The 14,076-nt window shown below is 72.9% G+C and carries 13 protein-coding genes; 3 read left to right on the forward strand and 10 right to left on the reverse strand.

Annotation, left to right across the window (positions count from 1 at the left end; translation table 11 throughout):
- Window positions 1-71: 71 nt before the first annotated feature.
- Both EDC02_RS18815 and EDC02_RS18820 read left to right on the forward strand, forming a co-directional pair.
- Complete coding sequence (locus EDC02_RS18815; protein WP_123603098.1) at window positions 72-1,412, forward strand: hypothetical protein; 1,341 nt, start codon at window positions 72-74, stop codon at window positions 1,410-1,412.
- Between the two features lie 101 nt (window positions 1,413-1,513).
- A complete protein-coding gene (locus tag EDC02_RS18820; RefSeq protein WP_123603099.1) occupies window positions 1,514-2,374 on the forward strand; it encodes an IclR family transcriptional regulator in 861 nt (286 codons plus the stop codon).
- Here EDC02_RS18820 and EDC02_RS18825 read toward each other — a convergent pair.
- From EDC02_RS18825 to EDC02_RS18835, 3 genes are read right to left on the reverse strand one after another with little or no spacing between them, the layout of a single operon-like run.
- Window positions 2,371-3,150, reverse strand: coding sequence for an IclR family transcriptional regulator (locus EDC02_RS18825; RefSeq protein WP_123603100.1), 780 nt, complete (start codon window positions 3,148-3,150; stop codon window positions 2,371-2,373). The genes EDC02_RS18820 and EDC02_RS18825 overlap by 4 nt on opposite strands.
- A gap of 54 nt (window positions 3,151-3,204) precedes the next feature.
- Complete coding sequence (locus tag EDC02_RS18830; protein ID WP_233606004.1) at window positions 3,205-3,615, reverse strand: nuclear transport factor 2 family protein; 411 nt, start codon at window positions 3,613-3,615, stop codon at window positions 3,205-3,207.
- Window positions 3,603-4,052: a VOC family protein gene (locus EDC02_RS18835; RefSeq protein WP_123603101.1), complete on the reverse strand. Its 450-nt coding sequence runs from the start codon at window positions 4,050-4,052 to the stop codon at window positions 3,603-3,605. The genes EDC02_RS18830 and EDC02_RS18835 overlap by 13 nt, the downstream gene beginning before the upstream one ends.
- Window positions 4,053-4,219: 167 nt before the next feature.
- Here EDC02_RS18835 and EDC02_RS18840 point away from each other — a divergent pair, with 167 nt between their 5' ends.
- Window positions 4,220-5,248: an aldo/keto reductase gene (locus EDC02_RS18840; RefSeq protein WP_123604930.1), complete on the forward strand. Its 1,029-nt coding sequence runs from the start codon at window positions 4,220-4,222 to the stop codon at window positions 5,246-5,248.
- Window positions 5,249-5,269: 21 nt separating this feature from the next.
- Here the strand turns inward: EDC02_RS18840 and EDC02_RS18845 are convergent, their stop codons facing one another.
- The 7 genes from EDC02_RS18845 to EDC02_RS18875 all read right to left on the reverse strand — a co-directional run bounded on the left by EDC02_RS18845 (window position 5,270) and on the right by EDC02_RS18875 (window position 14,005).
- The gene (locus EDC02_RS18845; protein WP_123603102.1) at window positions 5,270-6,307 is read right to left on the reverse strand and encodes a sodium:calcium antiporter; all 1,038 of its coding nucleotides are present in this window, start codon (window positions 6,305-6,307) and stop codon (window positions 5,270-5,272) included.
- 213 nt (window positions 6,308-6,520) lie between these two features.
- The gene (locus tag EDC02_RS18850) at window positions 6,521-7,435 is read right to left on the reverse strand and encodes an ABC transporter permease (RefSeq protein ID WP_123603103.1); all 915 of its coding nucleotides are present in this window, start codon (window positions 7,433-7,435) and stop codon (window positions 6,521-6,523) included.
- The gene (locus EDC02_RS18855) at window positions 7,432-8,730 is read right to left on the reverse strand and encodes an ABC transporter permease (RefSeq protein ID WP_199757677.1); all 1,299 of its coding nucleotides are present in this window, start codon (window positions 8,728-8,730) and stop codon (window positions 7,432-7,434) included. Before EDC02_RS18855 ends, EDC02_RS18850 begins: the two co-directional genes overlap by 4 nt.
- Window positions 8,730-10,373, reverse strand: a complete 1,644-nt coding sequence (locus tag EDC02_RS18860) for an ABC transporter ATP-binding protein (protein WP_233606005.1) — start codon at window positions 10,371-10,373, stop codon at window positions 8,730-8,732. The genes EDC02_RS18855 and EDC02_RS18860 overlap by 1 nt, the downstream gene beginning before the upstream one ends.
- Before the next feature lie 49 nt (window positions 10,374-10,422).
- Window positions 10,423-11,502, reverse strand: a complete 1,080-nt coding sequence (locus tag EDC02_RS18865) for a BMP family ABC transporter substrate-binding protein (protein ID WP_233606006.1) — start codon at window positions 11,500-11,502, stop codon at window positions 10,423-10,425.
- 11 nt (window positions 11,503-11,513) lie between these two features.
- Complete coding sequence (locus tag EDC02_RS18870; RefSeq protein ID WP_123603104.1) at window positions 11,514-12,989, reverse strand: amidohydrolase family protein; 1,476 nt, start codon at window positions 12,987-12,989, stop codon at window positions 11,514-11,516.
- Window positions 12,986-14,005: a zinc-binding dehydrogenase gene (locus EDC02_RS18875; RefSeq protein ID WP_199757678.1), complete on the reverse strand. Its 1,020-nt coding sequence runs from the start codon at window positions 14,003-14,005 to the stop codon at window positions 12,986-12,988. The genes EDC02_RS18870 and EDC02_RS18875 overlap by 4 nt, the downstream gene beginning before the upstream one ends.
- Between the last annotated feature and the right edge of the window lie 71 nt (window positions 14,006-14,076).

Genomic DNA, 14,076 nt, shown 5'->3' on the forward strand with positions numbered 1-14,076 from the left:
CCACACCCTGGCTATGTCAACATGCGAGACGTCATCTTGGATAACTGTCACGGGAGTGATGGGATGAGGCGATGAGCGAGGACCGGATCGTCGACGCCCTGACGGTGCTGACCGCCGGGCCGACCCCGTACGGACAGGAGTTGGCCACCGCCGAACGACTGGCCGGCTGGGGCGGCGCCCGCTGGCCGGAGCTGGCCTGGCGGGTCGACCGGCTGCCAGCGACCGCCGAGATGCCGCGCAGCGCCAACCTCGTGGTCACCGCCGGCCACGACAACGCGCCGGAGCTGCTGATCTGCTCCCACCTCGACACCTCCCTCACCGGTGACCCGGACTTCGACGAGCCGATGACCGGCTCGTCGAGTCCGGCGGGTGGACTGCGCCGGTCGGTCGGGCCGGACGGCGACGCCCTGGTAGACGGCTTCGGCCTCGGGGTCGCCCGGGCCGCCGCCGCGACCGCGCTGGTCGGTTTCGTCGCCGCCGCCGAGGCGCTGCGGGCGGCCGACCGACCGCACCGGCTGACCCTGCTGCTGGCCGCCACCGGAACCCACCGGTACCACCTGTCGCATCCGCCAGCAGCTCCCGGTGGGTCGCGACCGCGTACGGATGCCGGTACCGTGACCCGGCAGCAGCCCGGCGGTGTCGCCCGGCACCTGGACCGGCATCCGGCGCCGGCCGCGGCGGTGCTGGCCAAGACCAGTCCGCCGGGCGTGCTGACCGCCGAACCAGGCGCCCTCTACCTGCGGGTACGGCTGACCGGCCGGTTCCATCCGGTGCTGGCTCGCGACCACGCGGTGCCGCCCGGCGGGCTGGTCACCCATCTCGGCGTGGTGATCGAGGCGCTGGAGGCCTTCCGTCGGCGGCACCTGGCCGCCCGGGCCGATCCCACCGCTGCGGTCGGCGCCGAGGTCGGCATCGGTGCGGTACGCGCCGGGCAGCCGGCCAAGCCGGATCTGCTGCCGGGCCGACTGGACCTGCACCTGTACCTGGTGACGGTGCCCGGTGACGATCCGGCGCGGATCCGCGACGAGGTGCAGACCGCCGTCACCGCCGCGACCGCCGTCACCCCGCTGGCCGAGTGCCCGGTGTCGGTGGACGGGCAACTGGTGCACCCGGCCGCAGCGACAGCACCGGACGCGCCGATCGCCCGGCACGCGTACGACGCCTGGACGGCGGCGTACGGTGAACAGCCACCGCCGGTTCTCGGCTGGACCGGTTCGACCGACGGGGTGGTGCTGCGCGGTCGGGACGTGCCGACGGTACGGCTGGGACCGCCGGGCCGGGGCACCGATCCCGCCGATCCCCGACGGGACCGGTACGCGCTGGCCGATCTGCGAATGTTCGCCGGCATTTATGCGGACATCGCGGTACGGCACACCGGCACCATCGACAGCGCAGGGTACCGTATGGCATGATGCTGTCTCACTTTCCGTACGCGTCCCGGCCGCCCGCACCTACCCCCGTCCGGTGCGCACGCCCCGCCGCTTCCGACCAGGAAGCCAGATAAGGAAGCCAGATGGCGGACGACAGCTCTCCCGCCGAGGTGAGCCCCCCGGTGCTCGCCGAGCCGAGCACCCCGGCGATCCAGACCGTGCAGCGCGCCGCGGTGATCCTCAACGCGTTCACCGCCGCCCGACCCCGGCTGAGCCTCAACGAGCTCACCGCCAGCCTCGGCACCAGCAAGGCCACCGCGCACCGCTACACCAAGGCGCTGCGGGAGAGCAACCTGCTGCGCTACGACGAACGCGAGGGCCTCTACTCCCTGGGCCCGCAGATCCTCACCCTGTCCGCCGCCGCCCGCGCCGCCATGCCGGTGATCAGCATCGCCGGCCCGCACATGCAGCAGCTGGTCCGCGAGGTCGACGAGACCGTGGTGCTCAGCGTCTGGGACGGCGACACGGCGGTGGTGGTCCGCGCCGACGACAACACCGACCGGGTGATCCGGGTCAGCGTCCGCACCGGGTCCCGACTGTCGCGCACCGAATCCGCCCAGGGCCGGGTGTTCTGCGCGTTCCTGCCGGCGGATGACGTCCCCGGGCTGGCCGCCGACCTGGCAGCCTCGGCCGAGCTGCGCCACGAGGTCGACAAGATCCGCCGCACCGGAATCTCCGCCAACACGCCGTCGGTCAACGGGGTACGCAGCATCGCCGCGCCGATCTTCCGGGGCCAGACGCTGATCGCCGCCATGGCGATCGTCGGCACCACCACGTCGGTGCCGGAGGGCACCGACAGTCCGCTGGCCGCCGCCCTGCAGCGCGCCGCCGCCGTGGTCACCGCCGAACTGGGCAGCGTCGCCGGCAACGGCCACCAGCCGGACGGCAACGGACGGACCAGCCACCAGCCGGGTGGCAACGGACGGACCAGCCGGCGTCGTTAACCGGCGATCGCCCCCAGCGTCTCGGACAACTCCCCCGCGACCTGCCGCAGCTGATCAGCCGCCTCGGCCTGCGCCGGACCGGCCAGCGCCACGCTGGTGCCGAGCACCGCGAGCGCGGCGACCACCTGGGTACGTTCGAACACCGGGGCGGCGATCACCCGTACCCCGAAATCCTCCGGTGAGTTGACCGCGACGCCGTCGCGGCGGACCTGCGCGACCACCTCCCGCAGCGCGGCGGACAGCCGCAGCTGCCGGGCCACCACCGGGTTCTCGGCGGGCGGCAGGTACGCGCAGAACACCCGGCCCTGGGCCGAGCGGGTCAGGTCCAACGGCGAGCCGGTACGCACGCTGAGCCGCACGTCACCGCTGGTGTTGTCCATGCACCGGACCACCGTCGGTGCCTCGCCGTTCCAGATGCTCAGCACCGAGGTCTGGTTGGTTTCGCGGGTCAGCCGGTCGAGGTAGGGCTCAGCGACGGTGACGATCGGCAGTGCGGCGCGGGCCGCCGCCTCCATCGCCAGGATCTGCGGCCCCAACGTGTAGGTGGCGGTGGCGACGTCGAACCGCAGCAGGTTGGCGGCGCGCAGCGCCCGCGCGTACCGGTGTGCGGTGGCCCGGCTGATCGCCAGGTCGGCGGTCAACTCGGCCAGGGTGAGCCGGGGCCGTTCCACGGTGAACGCCCGCAGGATCGTCGCGGCGCGCTGCACCGTCTGGATGGCCGGCCCGTCGCCGGTCACCTCGCTCGCCGTACCCGCCGCCCGACCCGTGACCACCACGGCGCCACTCTACCGAGCACCCACCGGCCGGCGGGACCAGCCGGCCGGCAGCAATCAGCCGGCGGCGGCGATCTGCCGGTGCACCTCGGCGCTGTCCCAGTAGTCGACCCGGTGGGCGATCAGCCCGTCGGCGTCCACCCGGAAGCGGAACATGCCCCGGATGCGTACCGGCGCGCGCCCGGCCGACACCAGCCGGAACGACATCCGGTACGCCACCGCCGCCCGGTCGCCGTCGACCAGCAGATCCTCGACCTCGTAGTGCAGGTCGGCGAACTCGGTGAGGAAGCCGTCCAGCCGGGCGCGGTACGCGGCCCGGCCGGTGACGGTGCGGCCCAGCGCCGCGGTGTGCTCGTTGACGAACCCGGGACTGACGCAGCCGGCGACCGCGTCGGCGTCCCGGGCGTTGAGCGCGGCCAGGTACCGCCGCACCGCGTCGCGGGTGCGTCCGCCGGTCAGCTCCCCCACAGCCGCCGTACGGTGTCGAACACCTGCTGGTCGTGGGAGATCTCGATGACGTTGCCGTCCGGGTCCTTCAACGCGCAGATGTAGCCGACCGGCGGCGGCATCTGCCGCGGCTCCCAGTGCAGACAGCCCATTTCCCGGGCGCGCTCGGCGATCTCGTCGACGTCGGACCGGTTCGGCACCTCGACGCCGATGTGCGCGAACGGGTGCAGCAGCCCCAGCTGGCCGCCCTTGTCCTTGTTGAACGAGACCAGCACCAGCACGAACGGTGTCTCTACCTGCTTGTCGTTGGAGAGCCAGACGCTCTCGCCGTCGGCGTCGGCGAACCGTTCGACCACCACCAGCGGGGTGAGCGAGGTGTAGAACGAGATGGCCTTGTCGAGGTCGCCGGTGGGCAGTGCCACGTGCGTCCATCGGGCGTGGGTCAGGCCGGTCGCCACAGGAACCTCCAGTTGCCGAAATGTCTGTTGCAGCGCGCCTACCAGGCTATTCGGCACGGTAGCCGGGATCCATGTGCCGGGGACACAAACCCGGCGATCGGCCTTCGAGCTGCGGCAACGGTGCCGCCGCCGGTGCTCAGGTGACAGGCTGGCGGCGGGAGGTCCTGATGCAGTACCGCAGACTCGGCGACACCGGCGTCGAGGTGAGCACGCTCTGCCTCGGCGCGATGATGTTCGGTGCCTGGGGCAACACCGACGAACAGGAGTGCCGGCGGATCGTCGGGGAGGCACTCGACGCCGGAATCAACGTCGTGGACACCGCCGACGTGTACGCGCACGGCGAGTCCGAACAGATCCTCGGCCGGGCGCTACGAGGTCGGCGCGACGACGTCGTGCTGGCCACCAAGTTCCACGAGCCGATGGGGGACGACCGCAACCGACGCGGCAACTCGCGGCGGTGGATCCGGCAGGCGGTCGAAGCGAGCCTGCGCCGGCTCGGCACCGACCGGATCGACCTCTACCAGGTGCACCGGCCCGACCCGGGCACCGACGTCGACGAGACCCTCGGCGCGCTGTCCGACCTGGTCCGCGAGGGCAAGGTGCTGATGATCGGCTCGTCGGCGTTCCCCGCCGAGGAGATCGTCGAGGCGCAGTGGGTCGCCCGGCGACGGCAGCGGGAACGGTTCACCACCGAACAGCTGCCGTACTCGATCATGGCGCGGGGGGTGGAGGCCGGGGTCCTGCCGACCTGCCAGCGGCACCGACTCGGGGTGCTCGCCTTCAGCCCGCTCAACGGCGGCTGGCTGACCGGCAAGTACCGCTCCGCCGAGGTTCCCGCCGACTCACGGGCCGGACGCAACGCCGACCACTTCGACTTCCGCGACGCCGCCGCCCGGCAGCGCAAACTCGACGTCGTCGGCGAGCTGGAGAAGCTGGCCGCGCAGGCCGGGCTGAGCCTGATCGAGCTGGCCCTCGGTTTCGTGCTGAGCCACCCGGCGGTGACCAGCGCCATCGTCGGCCCACGCACCCTGCCCCAGCTGCGCAGTCAGCTCGGTGCCGGGGAGCTGACCGGGCTGCCCGCCGCAGTGCTGGACCGCATCGACGAGCTGGTGCCGCCAGGGCACAACGTCAACCCGGCCGACGCCGGCTACCGGCCGCCGGCACTCACCGACCCGGCGTCGCGCCGCCGCAGCTGACGCCCGCCGGGGGCAGTGCGGTCAGGCGACGCGGGCCAGCAGCAACACCACCGTGACCAGGTAGACCACCGGGATGGCGACGCCCTCGAAACCGACACCCCGGCGTTCACGCAGGATCAGGCCGGCCGCGAGAGTCACGGTGAGCAGCGTGGTCGACCCGGCGAGGAGCAGACCGGCGGAGGCCGCGTCGGTGTAGACCGACCCCGGCCGGTACGCCGCGTCGGCGAGGAAGATCATCAGTGAGTCGAAGGCGTTGCCGCCGAGGATGTTGCCGATCCCCAGGGTCAACGCCCCGATCCGGACCGCCGCGATCAGGGTGACCAGTTCCGGCAACGACGTGATCGCGGTGGTGACGGTGAACCCGACGAAGCCGCTGGGCAGGCCGGTCGCCGCGATCACCCCCAGGCCGCCCTGCCCGATGAGGTAGCCGGTGCCGCCGACGACGGCGGCGAGCGCGGCCAGCCGCCGCCACAGCCGGCGGGTGCTGGGCGCGCCGTCGGCGTCGCCGTCGGCGTCGTACGGTACGTCCTGCCGGGTGTCCGAGGTCTGCTCGGCCCGCCACATCGGATTCTGTCGCAGCCGGCGGACCAGGTGCAGCCCGTACAGGTAGAGGACCGGGATCAGCAGGCTCGCCGGATGCACCCAGCCGATGGTCAGGCCGGGCGTGGCGTAGGCCACGATCGGCAGGCAGAGCAGCGCCACCAGCACCAGCGCCTGCATGATGTTCTCCAGCGAGGCGGCCGCGTGTTCGATGTTCGACCGCCGGTAGAGCAGATCGGCGATGGCCAGCCAGACCGTCTGTACGGCGATGCCGCCGATCGGGTTGGCGATGGCGAACTGCGCGTCGCCCTGCCAGGCGCCGATCGCGGTGGTGGCGATCCCCGGTAGCGAGGTGACCGCGCCGAGCAGCAGCGCTCCGGCGACGGCCTCGCCCATCCCGGTCCGGTCGGCGAGAGTGTCGGCGGTCGACGCCAGCGACTTGCCGGCGAAGACGATCACCAGCAGGGCGACCGCCAGCGCCGCGACGCTCGGCGCCAGCGGCCAGGTCGACCCGGTCATCGATGCCGGCGATCGGCTTGCGGTCGGGCTGCGGGACGCTCGCCCTGCCGCGGTGCGGCGGAGCGTTCGCCCTGCGGCGAGGCGTGGGTCGGTCGGATCATGCCGGTCCTCTACCCCGGCGCGGTGACGGCGAACCGCCGCCACCGCGCCGACCCGGGGCCGCAGGCCGTCACCGCACCCGGGCCCGGGTGTCCGGCCCGTACCGGGCCGGGGTCAGGTGGTGCCGCGCTGGAACGGTTTGGCCAGCGCTCTCGGTTCTCGGTGCTGAGTGGCGAAGACCAGCATGGCCAGCAGCGCCAACAGGTACGGCGCGGCGATGAGCAACTGCGAGTTGATCGTCACACCGAGCGCCGGCAGCGCCAGCCGCATCGCGTCGGCGAGGCCGAACACCGCGCAGCCGATCATGGTCCGACCGAGCCGCCAGGCACCGAAGATCACTGCGGCGATCACCAGGTAGCCACGGCCGGCGGTCATGTTCTGATTGAACGAACCGACCTCACCGACCGCCAGGTAGGCGCCGCCGAGCCCGGCGAGCAGACCGCAGAACAGCAGCGCCTGCCGGCGCCGGTGGTTGACCCGGATTCCGCTGACGTCGGCGGCCTGCGGGTTCTCCCCGACCGCCCGCAACTCCAGGCCCCACCGGCTACGTTCCACCAGCCACCAGGTGAGTGGGACCGCGATCAGCAGCAGGTACGCCGGCCAACGCTGTACGAACAACATCGGTCCGATGATCGGGATGTCGCGCAGCACCGGGATGTCCACCCGCCACACCTGGTGCCCGGTGAAGCTGCTGATAGTGATCAGGTAGCTGGTCAGGCCGAGCACCAGCGCGTTGAGCACCAGACCGACGACGAACGTGTTGATCTGGGCCCGGTGCGACAGGTTGGCGTGCAGCACGGCGACCAGCACGCCGACGAGCGCGCCGGCGGCCAGCCCGATGGTGGCGCTGCCGGTGGCGCTGGCCACCGCGACCGAGCCGAACGCCGCGCCGAGCATCATGCCCTCGACCGAGATGTTCAGCGTGCCGGCGCGCTGCGCCACGTACTCGCCGCAGGCGGCGAAGGCCAACGGGATGGTCAGCCGCGCCCCACTGGACAAGATGGTGGCGATGTTGTCGGCGGCGCTCATGCCGGCCTGCCTTCCATGGTGGTCTTCTCGCTACCGGTCGGCCCGCTGCCGGTCTCCCTGCTGCCGGTCGCCTCCGGGACGTCGATCGCCGGCACCTCGGTGCCGGGTGCCGCCGGCTCTCCCGTCGACGGGGTCGGGGTCGGCAGGCCACCGGTCGGCGGCGGGGTGCCAGCCGGCTCACCGCCGGCCCGCCGCCGACGCAGCAGGGCGATCACCGCCGGCGGCGCCACGAACGCCAGCACCAGCAGCGCCTTGACCACGTCGACCAGGAACGACGGCACCCCGGTGGCGGCCAGGAAGCTGGAACCGGCGCGCAGCACGCCGAACAGCACCGCCACCGGGATGGCCAGCAGCGGATTGTTCCGGGCGACCAGGGCGACCAGCAGGCCGTCCCAGCCGAGGTTCAACGACATCCCCGGCTGCAGCCGGTGGCTGCCGATCGGGCTGGTCAGCAGCAGCGCGCCGGCCAGACCGGCGAAGGCTCCCGAGATGGCCAGCGCCATCCCGCCGAGGGCCCCGACCCGGACCCCGGCGTGCTGGGCGGTGACCGGATTGAGCCCGAGCATCTTGAGCCGGAACCCCCACCGGGTCCGGGTCATCGCCAGGCTGATCGCCACCGCGACCAGGATGGCCAGGATCAGACCCCCGTTGACCTGCAGATTCGGGTACTCACCGAGGGAGGCGAGCCGGGCGTTCTCCGGCAGCGGGTTGGACTGCGGCGAGACCACCCCGGTGCCCAGCCGGGACTCCTGCAGCAGCCACGGGGTGTTGACCGCGAACGCCACCAACTGCTGGGCCAGGAAGGTCATCAGCAGCGTGCTGACCACCACGTTGACCCCGCGGAAGCGGTACATCAGCGCGCTCAACCCGGCCCAGCCGCCGGCGGCGAGCAGCGCCGCGAGCAGCACGACGACCAGCAGCAGCGGCCCGGGCAGGGCAAGTCGCAGGCCGACCCAGGCACCGGCCAGCGCCCCGATCAGCACCTGCCCCTCCTGGCCGATGTTGAAAAAGCCGGACCGGGCGCTGACGCAGGCACCGACCGCGACCAGCAGCAGCGGCGCGACGTAGAGCAGCGAGTTGCTCCAGGCTCGCGGGCTGGCCATGCTGCCCTGGTACAGCGCCTGCACCGAGGCGCTCGGCGAGCCGCCGGTAACCGCGATCAGCAAGGCGGACAGGCCGAGGGCGACGGCGATCGTGACCACCGTCGCCGCGGTGACCTGCCAGCCGCCGGGGCCGGGGGTGAGCCGGGCCAGCAGCCGCCGGCCGGCCGGGTCCGGGCCGGTCAAGGTGGCCATCAGTGGCTCACCCCGCCGACCAGCATGCCGAGACGTTCCGCAGTGGCCTCGGCGGGGTCGAGCACGCCGACGATCCGGCCCGAGGAGATCACCGCCACCCGGTCGGACAGGGCCATCACCTCTTCGAGTTCGGTGGAGATCAGCAAAACCGCCACCCCTTCCGCGGCGGCCTGCCGCAGCCGCACGTACATGTCTTCGATCGCGCCGACGTCCAGCCCGTGGGTGGGCTGGGCGGCGATCAGCACCCTCGGTCCGGCGGACAGTTCCCGGGCCAGCACCACCCGTTGCTGGTTGCCGCCGGAGAGGCTGCGTACCGGGGTGTCCGGGGACGGGGCGATGATGTTGAACTCGGTCATCCGCTGCCGGGCGATCTGCTGGATCCGCCGCCGGCTGAGCACCCCGCCGCTGCCGGAGACCCCGGCCAGCGACTTCATCACCAGGTTCTCGGCGATCGTCATGTCCAGCACGACGCCGGAGCGGTGCCGGTCCTCGGGCACGATGCCGAGTCCGGCGGCGTGCAGCGCGCCGGCCCGGTCGAGGTCGACCGGTTCGCCGGCGATCTCGACGGAGCCGGAGTCGGGCACGACCAGCCCGGAGAGCAGGTCGCCGAGGGTGGCCTGGCCGTTGCCTTCGACCCCGTACAGGCCGACGATCTCCCCCGGCGCGACGTCGAGGTTGAGGGCGTCGAGGATCCGCAGCTCGCCGAGGAGCACGGTGACGTCGCGCAGCCGCAGCGCCGGCGGGGAACCTGCCGTCACCGGCTCTGCCGGTCCGCCGACGGGTTGCCCCGCCGGCCGGTCGCCTGCCGGCCGGTCATCTACTGGCTGGTCCCCTGCCGGCCGGTCGCCGGAACGTTCGACCGGCAGCATGCCCAGCGCGGCGCTCTCCGCCCGCAGCGACACATCCCGGCCGACCATCTGTCGGGCCAGCAACTGCGGGGTGGTCTGTGCGGTCGGCCCGTGGAACACGACCGCGCCCCGGCGCAGCACGGTGACCTGGTCGGTGGCCGCGATGATCTCGGCCAGCTTGTGACTGATCAGGATGACCGCCCGGTTCTCCGCCTGCACCACCCGGCGCAGCACGGTGAACAGTTCGGCCGACTCGGCCTGGGTGAGCACCGAGGTCGGTTCGTCGAGGATCAGCACCGACGGGTCGCGGCGCAGACACTTGATCAGCTCGACCCGTTGCCGTTCCCCGGCGGAGAGCCGGTCCACCCGGGCCATCGGGTCGATCGGCAGGCCGTACCGCTCGGCGACCTGCTCGACCTGGGCGCAGGCCGCGCCCCTGTCGACCCGGCCGCTGTCGCCCATGATCACGTTTTCCCAGACGGTGAGCGGGTCGATCAGGCTGAAGTGCTGGTGCACCATGCCCAGCCCCAGGTCGGCTGCCCGCTGCGGGGTGTCGATCTCCACCGGCTCGCCGTCGCGCAGGATCCTGCCGGCGTCCCGGTGCACCAGCCCGAGCAGGATCTTCATCAGGGTCGACTTGCCGGCCCCGTTCTCGCCGAGGAGGCCGTGGATCTCGCCGGGTCGTACGGCGAGATCCACGGCGTCGCAGGCGACGACCGGACCGTAGCGCTTGCTCACTCCGCGCAGGGTGAGCGCCGGCGCCGTGTGGCCGTCGGTGTGCACAGTCCGTTCCACCTCGATAGTCGGGTCAGGCAGTGGATTCAGTGGTACGGGCGGTGACGGGTCAGCCGCCGAGCCGCTCCACCTCGGCGGCGGTGTCGATGTTGCCCTCGGCCACGTCGGTGACGAAAGCTTCCATCCGCTCGGTCTGCTCCGCCGTCGGGTCGCAGATCTTGATCGCCGGGTACGGGTCGATACCGATCTGCCACACCTTGGTGGTGCCCATCTCCAGCTCGCCCTCGGCGAACAGGGTCAGCGCGGCGGCGAAGTAGGCACCCGGGTCGAAGATGACCGAGATGTCGAACTCCGGCTCGGTCGAGTCGCACCGGTCGGTGCCCGGGGTCAGGGTGATCGCGCCGCCCTCGTTGGCCAGCTCGGTTGCGGCGTCGGTGGCCCCACCGAGGTACGGGTAGACCACGCTGACGCCCTGGTCGATCTGCGCTTGCACGGCCTCGCGGGCCTTGGCGGAGTCGTTGAAGTCACCGGTGTAGGTGATCACCAGCTCGGCCTCGGGGACCACCATCCGGATACCGGCCTTGAAGGCCCGGGCGGCGTTGATCGCGAAGTCGACCTCCATGCCGGTGACGAAGCCGGCCTTGGTGTCGCCGTTCTCCTCCATCAGCAGACCGGTGGCGTACCCGGCGGCGAGCATGCTCTGGTTCGGGTCGTCGCTGGAGATGACGATCTCCGGGGTCTGCGGGATGTTCTCCGACGACGGCACGTACCAGGCGACGTTCTCGCAGGCCGGCTCCTCGGAGGCGGGGATGGCGTCCTTGAGCTCGGAGGCGCCCAGCGCCACCATGTCGACGCCCTGCTGGCACAGCGCCCGGGCCGAGCTGAGCGCCTCGGTCGGCGGTACGGAGCCCCGCTTGATGACCTCCCAGCCCTGCTCGTTGGCGAACCGCTCCGCTTCGGCGACGAAGCTCTCGTAGTAGCCGTTGTCGTTGATGTCACCGGGGCTGAGCACCCCGATCAGCACCTTGCCGTCGCCGTTGACGTCCGGCTGGCCGGCGATGACGGTGCCGCCGCCCTCGGAGCCGGCGGGATCCGGCGCGGTGGCGTCGTTGTCGGCGCAGCCGACCAGGGCGAGGCTGACGGCGCCGGCGAGCAGCGCCGCCGCACCCTTTCCGATCCTTATTGTCACAGCTGTTCCTTTCACCTTGGGGGCGTCGCGCCGGCCGGTCCGGTCCGGTGCGCGCGGTACTCGGTCGCCGGCACGGCAGGCCAGCGATGCGGGATGTCGATGCCGGCCCGGCGGAGCAGGTCCGCGCCGCGCGACGCGACCTCGGCCCGCAGGGCGTCGACGTCGACGGTGGTGATCCGGCGGTCCCGGACCACCGGCCGGCCGTCGACCAGTACGTCCCGCACGGTGTGGCTGGCCGCGCCCCAGACAAGCTGGGTGGCCAGGTCCCCGCGCGGGGTCCACGCAATGGTGCGGGTGTCCAGTACGACCAGGTCGGCGGCTTTGCCGACCTCGATCGAACCGGTCAGCCGCCCCAGCCCGACGGCCTCGGCGCCGTCGACGGTGGCCAGGGCGAAGATCTCGTCGGCGGGCAGCGGCTCGGCCGCGCCGCGGTCGCGGTCCAGCCCGGCGAACAGCCGGGCGGCCCGCCACACGTCCGGGGTGTCGCCGGCGTTGTGCGAGTCGCAGCCCAACGCCAGCCGGCCGCCGGCGCGCCGCAGCTCGGTGTGCCGGCCCGCCCGGGTGAAGCCCTGGCCGAGCCGCAGGTAGGCACCGGGGCAGGAGGCGACGGCGGTGCCGCTGCCGGCGAGTACGTCGAGTTCGTCGTCGTCGAGCCAGACGGCGTGGCCGAGCAGCAGGCGGGGGCCGAGCACACCGAGGTCACGCAGGTGCAGCACCGGACGGGGGCGACCGGCGACGGCGTACCCGGCCGGGTCCTCGGCGCTGGGCGACAGGTGCCAGGTCATCGGCACGTCGAGCCGCTCGGCCAGCTCGGCGGCGCCGGTGAACAGTTCGTCGCTGACCAGGTCGTGGCCGACCAGGGTGACCCAGCCGGTGACCAGCCGGTCACCGGCCAGCACGGTGACCGTCTCGGCCTGCGCGGCGAGGGTGTCGGCGGCCGGCATCGCGTACGGGGCGTCGGCGGTGTCCCAGCCCCAGCGGCCGACCCGGCCCCGGATGCCGGCCGCGCGCAGCCCGGCGGCGACCCGCAGCGGATGCGCCACGGTGCCCGGTTCGAGCAGGGTGGTCACGCCGTAGCTGAGCGCCTCGACGGCGGTCAGGGTGGCCGAGAGTTCGTCGTCGTCGCCGGTGACGGCGGCGTGCAGCGGCACGATCCAGTCGAAGATCGCCTGCTGGGCGGGGACGTCGTCGGGGATGCCGCTGCGGATCAGCGGGTCGGCGGTGGTGTGCTGGTGGGCGTTGACCAGGCCGGGGACGACCAGGCAGCCGGCCGCGTCGAGCTCCGGGCTGTGCGGGTACGCGACCCGCAGCGCACCGGTCGGGCCGATGTCGGCGATCCGGCCGTCGACCACCGCGATCGCGCCGCCGGTGACCACCTCCCGGCCGGGGGCCATGGTGACGATGTCGGCGTCGACGATCAGCAGGTCGGCGCGGGCGGCGCCGGGTCCGGCGGCGGCGGTCGGGGCCGCAGGCGTGGGGGCGGTCATGGCCGGATCAGGATCTTGCCGACGAGGTCACCGGACTCCAGCCGGGCGTACGCCGCGGGCAGGTCGGCGAGCGGGTACTCGGCTCCCCGGACCACCCGCAGCCCGCCCGCGAAGTAGGCGTCGAGCATCGCGGCGAAGTCGGCTGGGGCGTACGCGCCAGCGCCGAGCAGGCGCAGGCCCTGGTGGTAGACCTGGGCCAGCGACAGGCTGACCTGGTCGCCGCTGGTGTTGCCGAGCAGCACCAGCCGGCCGCCGGTGCGCAGGCTGGCCAGGGAGCTGTCCCAGGTGGCCGCACCGACGTGGTCCAGGACCAGGTCGGCGCCGTACCCACCGGTGTGCTCCCGGACTCCGGCGGCGGTCCGGTCGTCCAGGTCGAGCACCACGTCGGCGCCGAGTTCGATGGCGGCGGCCCGCTTGGCCGCGCTGCGGGCCACCGCGATCACCCAGGCGCCGCTGGCCCGGGCGAGCTGGATGGCGGCGATGCTGACCGCGCTGGTGGCGGCCTGGATCACCACGGATTCGCCGGAGCGCAGGGTGCCGACCCGGTGCAGGGCGTGCCAGGCGACGCTCCAGGCGGTGGGCAGTGCGGCAGCGTCGGCGAGGTCGACGTGGTCGGGGACCCGGTGGGCGACGGCGGCCGGTACGGCGACGTACTCGGCGAAGCCGCCGGGGCGGTTGCCGCCGACGACGCGCAGCGTGGCGCAGTAGCCGGGGTTGCCGCCGACGCAGGCGGAGCAGTACCCGCAGCCGATGGTGGGGTCGAGCACGACCCGCTCGCCGGTGCGCAGCGTGCCGACCTCGGCGCCGGTGGCGACCACCTGTCCGGCGACGTCCATGCCGGCGACGTGCGGCAGCGTGAAGCCGGGGAGCAGGCCGGGCCCGCGCAGCTGGAGCAGGTCGAGACGGTTCAGCGCGGCGGCGCGGACGGCGACGACGACGTCGGCCGGGCCGGGCTCGGGGTCCGGCAGGGCGCGCGGCCGTACGACTTCGGGGCCACCGAAGTCGGTCTGAACCATCGCTCGCACCCTTGGCCTCCACTGGTCTACCAAACAATATGCCGTCTTGCATTGTGATTCGCGCTGCTTAG

Origin of the sequence: Micromonospora sp. Llam0, assembly GCF_003751085.1 — a bacterium.
Lineage (GTDB): Bacteria > Actinomycetota > Actinomycetes > Mycobacteriales > Micromonosporaceae > Micromonospora_E.

Bases quoted from the DNA above. Each gene is read 5' to 3' on its own strand.
- EDC02_RS18815 (WP_123603098.1), top strand. From the start codon at position 72: ATGAGCGAGGACCGGATCGTCGACGCCCTGACGGTGCTGACCGCCGGG.
- EDC02_RS18820 (WP_123603099.1), top strand. From the start codon at position 1,514: ATGGCGGACGACAGCTCTCCCGCCGAGGTGAGCCCCCCGGTGCTCGCC.
- EDC02_RS18840 (WP_123604930.1), top strand. From the start codon at position 4,220: ATGCAGTACCGCAGACTCGGCGACACCGGCGTCGAGGTGAGCACGCTC.
- EDC02_RS18845 (WP_123603102.1), bottom strand. From the start codon at position 6,307: ATGACCGGGTCGACCTGGCCGCTGGCGCCGAGCGTCGCGGCGCTGGCG.
- EDC02_RS18850 (WP_123603103.1), bottom strand. From the start codon at position 7,435: ATGAGCGCCGCCGACAACATCGCCACCATCTTGTCCAGTGGGGCGCGG.
- EDC02_RS18855 (WP_199757677.1), bottom strand. From the start codon at position 8,730: ATGGCCACCTTGACCGGCCCGGACCCGGCCGGCCGGCGGCTGCTGGCC.
- EDC02_RS18870 (WP_123603104.1), bottom strand. From the start codon at position 12,989: ATGACCGCCCCCACGCCTGCGGCCCCGACCGCCGCCGCCGGACCCGGC.
- EDC02_RS18875 (WP_199757678.1), bottom strand. From the start codon at position 14,005: ATGGTTCAGACCGACTTCGGTGGCCCCGAAGTCGTACGGCCGCGCGCC.